Below are 3,995 nucleotides of genomic sequence, written 5' to 3' on the forward strand. Positions count from 1 at the left end.
AGCCGAATCGCGTACGACGTGGTCGCTCCGGCCTCCCCGTGGCGGTAGAGCTCAGTGCGATCGGGGGCTGCGAATTCGGTGGTGCCGCCGGCGGCGAGTACCGCGTCGAGCACGGTCATGCCTTGCCGGTAGGGAATGGAAATGGGGCTGCGCACCGCGCCGGTTACCCGGACGCGTGAGAGGTATTCGTGGCTGCGCAAGGCGGTAAGGATCACGGCTACCTGCGGATCACGGATAAATGAAGCGAGCTTCGTGCTGATTTCCGTCGATACGGCGGCCGTGGTCTTGCCGCCCGCCTCGACGTCGCCGATCAGGGGCACCGTGATCTTGCCGTCGGGCCGTACCGGCACGCTCACGCTAAGGTCGGGGTTGTGCCACACCGTTACCTGCAACTGGTCGTCCACGCCGATCAGGTACGTATTGACCGCTTGCGTTGCCGAATCCACCTTGGGCGGTGGTTCGGTGGAACCCCCCGTGGCACACGCAGTGAGCGCACCTGCCAGTCCTACCGTCGCAAGGAAACGGAGCATCTTCATGAGCATCACTGCCAGTGGCCGGAACTGTAGCCACGGTAACCAGATGCCCCGCACAAAACGATTCACTACACGGCTGGAAAGGCTCGTCCATGGCGTCTAGTACTTTGGTTGGGTAGACCGTGAACCGCTTCCCCGGCCCGGGAAGGCCACGTTGCTACACTAACCGTTCCCCCAGCCACTGCCTTTGCCCATGCCATCGCTTCGCATCAAACGCTACCTCGTCACGGGCCTGCTCACTTTCATCCCGCTATGGGTAACGTGGCTGGTGCTCTCGTTCGTGGTGAACCTGCTGGCCGGCATCGGCGCGCCCCTGGTGGTGGTTGCCATGCATGCCGTGGGCTGGGTATCGCCTGCCACGGAAGCTGCCATCCGCGACAGCTGGTTTACCTGGCTGCTGGCGTTGGTGCTTACCCTGGCGGCTCTTTACCTGGTGGGCCTGCTGGCCAGCCGCGTGGTCGGCAAGCGCTTGATCGGCGCATTCGATGCCGTGCTCAATCGCATCCCGCTGGTGCAGACGATCTACGGCGGCACCAAGAAGCTGATGTCGGTACTGCAGAACCAGCCCGGCGGCCTGCAGCGCGTGGTGCTCGTGGATTTCCCCCGTGACGGCATGAAAGTGGTGGGCTTCGTCACCCGGGTCATGGTGGAGGAACACTCAGGAAGGGAGATCGCCGCGGTGTATATCCCTACCACGCCCAACCCTACCGGCGGCTACCTGGAACTGGTACCCGTGGAAGAGCTTACGCCTACCGACTGGACCATGGACCAGGCGATGGCCTTCATCATCTCCGGCGGCGCCGTGGCGCCGGATATCCTGCCCTCCCGCCTGCCCGTGGACGAGACCTGATGCGCCTTGCCATTTTTGCCGCCGCCCTGCTCTCCACCGTTGCCATGGTTGCCCACGCGTCGGCCCCCACCCTCCCCGCCAGCGGAAAATGGACCACGCCCGCCGAGGCCTCGGCTTTCCGCACCACGCCCGACTATGCCACCACGGTGGATTACCTCCAGCGCCTGGTCGCCGCCGCACCCGGCCGCCTGCAACTGATGTCCTTCGGCACGACGCCCCAGGGCCGGGCGATGGACGTGGTCGTGGCAAGCAATGTCCCTGGCATCACCCCCGCCATCGCCCGCGAACGCCACCTGCCCGTACTGCTGGTGCAGGCCGGCATCCACCCTGGCGAGATCGAGGGCAAGGACGCCGGGCTGATGCTGCTGCGCGACCTCGCCCTTGGCGGCAAATTCGCCGGCGTTTTGGATCATGTAGTGCTGGTGTACATCCCGGTGTTCAGCGTCGACGGCCACGAGCAGTCGAGCCCCTATAACCGCATCAACCAGAACGGCCCCGAATCGATGGGCTTCCGCGGCCAGTCGCAATACCTCAACTTGAACCGCGACTACATCAAGGCCGATGCCCCGGAGATGCTCGCGTGGCTCAAACTCTGGAACGCGTGGCTGCCTGATTTCCTGGTGGACGTGCACACCACCGATGGCGCGGACTACCAGTACGACCTCACCTGGTACACCGAGGATCCCCACAAGCTCGACCCGGGTATCGATGCCTGGCAGCGCGCCACCCTGGCGCGGGTGATGCCGGCCTTCGACCGCATGGGGCATTTGAATTCCCGTTATCTTGAATTCAAGGACGGGCGGGACATCACCAAGGGCCTCGTCAATTTCGGTTCCGGGCCACGCTTCTCCACCGGCTACGCGGCGCTACAGAACCGCCCGGCGCTGCTGATCGAAACCCACATGCTCAAATCGTATGAGGTGCGCGTGCGTGCCACGTACGATCTTCTGGCCCAGTTGCTGCGGGATATTGCCGCGCACCCGGAAGAACTTACCGCCGCCACCACGAAAGCCGATGCCACCACCGTCGCCCGGGCCTCGAACGCGGGGGCCAGCGTGCCGATCACCTTCAAACCGGATCCGGCCACCACCACCAGGGCGTTGAAGGGCTACGCATTCAGCCAGACAAAGAGCGACGTCTCCGGCGACATCTGGGTGCAATACGACCCCACGAAGAAAAAGACCTACCAGATCGAAGACCAGGACGGCCTGCTGCCGGGCATCAGCATCACGCCGCCTGCGGCCTACGCCGTCCCCGCCCAGTGGACGCAGGCCATCGCCCGGCTCGACGCCCATGGCATCACCTACCGCAGGCTCACCGCGCCGCTCACCGTCGATGCCGACGGCTACCAGCTGGACAACCCGGTCTGGGCCTCCAAGCCCTTCGAAGGCCGGCTGATGGTGCAATCGTTCACCCAGGCAACCGTCAAGCGCCATGTGACCCTGCCGGCAGGCTCGGTGATCGTGCCGATGGACCAGCGCGCCGCCAACGTGGCGATCGAACTGCTCGAGCCCCAGGCACCTGACTCGCTCCTGCGCTGGGGTTTCTTCGACGCCACGTTCGAGCCGAAGGAATACGGCGAACCCCGGGTACTGGAGGCCCTGGCCCGCCGGATGATGGCCTCCGATCCAGCCCTCAAAGCTGAATTTGAGAAAAAATTGAACGACGACAAGGCGTTCGCCGCCAGCGCCCGGGCAAGGCTGTTTTTCTTCTTCCAACGCTCGCCCTGGTACACCGTGCAGGGCGTGGGGGCCTATCCCGTGCTGCGGTTGCAGCAGAAACCGGCGTTACCTTCGACACTGTAGGGACCGTGACTTTTTTCCTAGTCTCAACCGTCGCCCCGGCCGCCGGGGTCATTTCCACACAGAGGGACATCCATGACCACCCAGTTCATCAAGCCGCTGGCGCTCGCCGTCAGCCTGGCCCTGGCGGCTACCGCCTGCGGCAAACACGACGATGCCGCCCCCGCCAGCACGCCGGCCCCGTCGCAGAGCGCAGCCAGCGCTTCGACCGCCGCTGCCCCGGCCGCCGCGGCCTCCGCAGCAGGTCCCACGTTCAACATTGCCGACCTCGACACCTCGATCCAGGCCTGCGACGACTTCAACGGCTTCGTGAACTCCAAGTGGATCGCCGCCAACCCGATCCCGAATGACCGCACCCGTTGGGGTGCGTTCGACAAGCTGGCCGAAGCCAGCCTCACCACCCAGCACGAGATCGTCGACGCAGCGGCCAAGAACGCCGACAGCGCGGCCGCCGGTTCAGTGGAGCAGAAGATCGGCTGGCTGTATCACTCGGGCATGGACGAAGCCTCGGTGGACCGCGCCGGCATCGATCCGGCCAAGCCGCAGCTTGAGAAGATCGACGGCCTGAAGTCCCAGGCCGACCTTGTCGACTTCATCAACGACAGCTTCTCGCACGGCGACAACAAAGTGTTCGAGTTCGGCTCCGGCGCGGATTTCAAGAACGCCAAGATGCAGATCGGCTACGTGAACCAGGCGGGCCTTGGCCTGCCCACCAAGGACTACTACAGCAAGCCCGACTACGCCGAGATCCGCAAGCAGTACGTGGCGTACATCGCCAAGACATTGCAGCTGGGCGGTGTGTCCGAAGCC

The 3,995-nt window shown here is 64.7% G+C and carries 3 protein-coding genes and 1 pseudogene; 3 read left to right on the top strand and 1 reads right to left on the bottom strand.

Translation table 11 applies throughout. The features are described from left to right. The coding region (locus tag VK519_RS05310; protein WP_324348090.1) for a polysaccharide biosynthesis/export family protein at nt 1-536 on the bottom strand (536 nt) is incomplete at its 3' end. A gap of 190 nt (nt 537-726) precedes the next feature. Here VK519_RS05310 and VK519_RS05315 point away from each other — a divergent pair. The 3 genes and pseudogenes from VK519_RS05315 to VK519_RS05325 all read left to right on the top strand — a co-directional run. Beyond that, complete coding sequence (locus tag VK519_RS05315) at nt 727-1,383, top strand: DUF502 domain-containing protein (protein ID WP_324348091.1); 657 nt, start codon at nt 727-729, stop codon at nt 1,381-1,383. Beyond that, entirely contained in the window at nt 1,383-3,188 is a 1,806-nt protein-coding gene (locus VK519_RS05320; protein WP_414692700.1) for a M14 family metallopeptidase, read from the top strand. Before VK519_RS05315 ends, VK519_RS05320 begins: the two co-directional genes overlap by 1 nt. A gap of 72 nt (nt 3,189-3,260) precedes the next feature. After that, nucleotides 3,261-3,995, top strand: a pseudogene (locus tag VK519_RS05325) (M13 family metallopeptidase N-terminal domain-containing protein); the annotation flags it as partial.

Origin of the sequence: Pinirhizobacter sp., from assembly GCF_035317885.1 — a bacterium.
Lineage (GTDB): Bacteria > Pseudomonadota > Gammaproteobacteria > Xanthomonadales > Rhodanobacteraceae > Pinirhizobacter.

Coding starts and splice junctions, on each gene's coding strand:
- VK519_RS05315 (WP_324348091.1), top strand. CDS start 727: ATGCCATCGCTTCGCATCAAACGCTACCTCGTCACGGGCCTGCTCACT.
- VK519_RS05320 (WP_414692700.1), top strand. CDS start 1,383: ATGCGCCTTGCCATTTTTGCCGCCGCCCTGCTCTCCACCGTTGCCATG.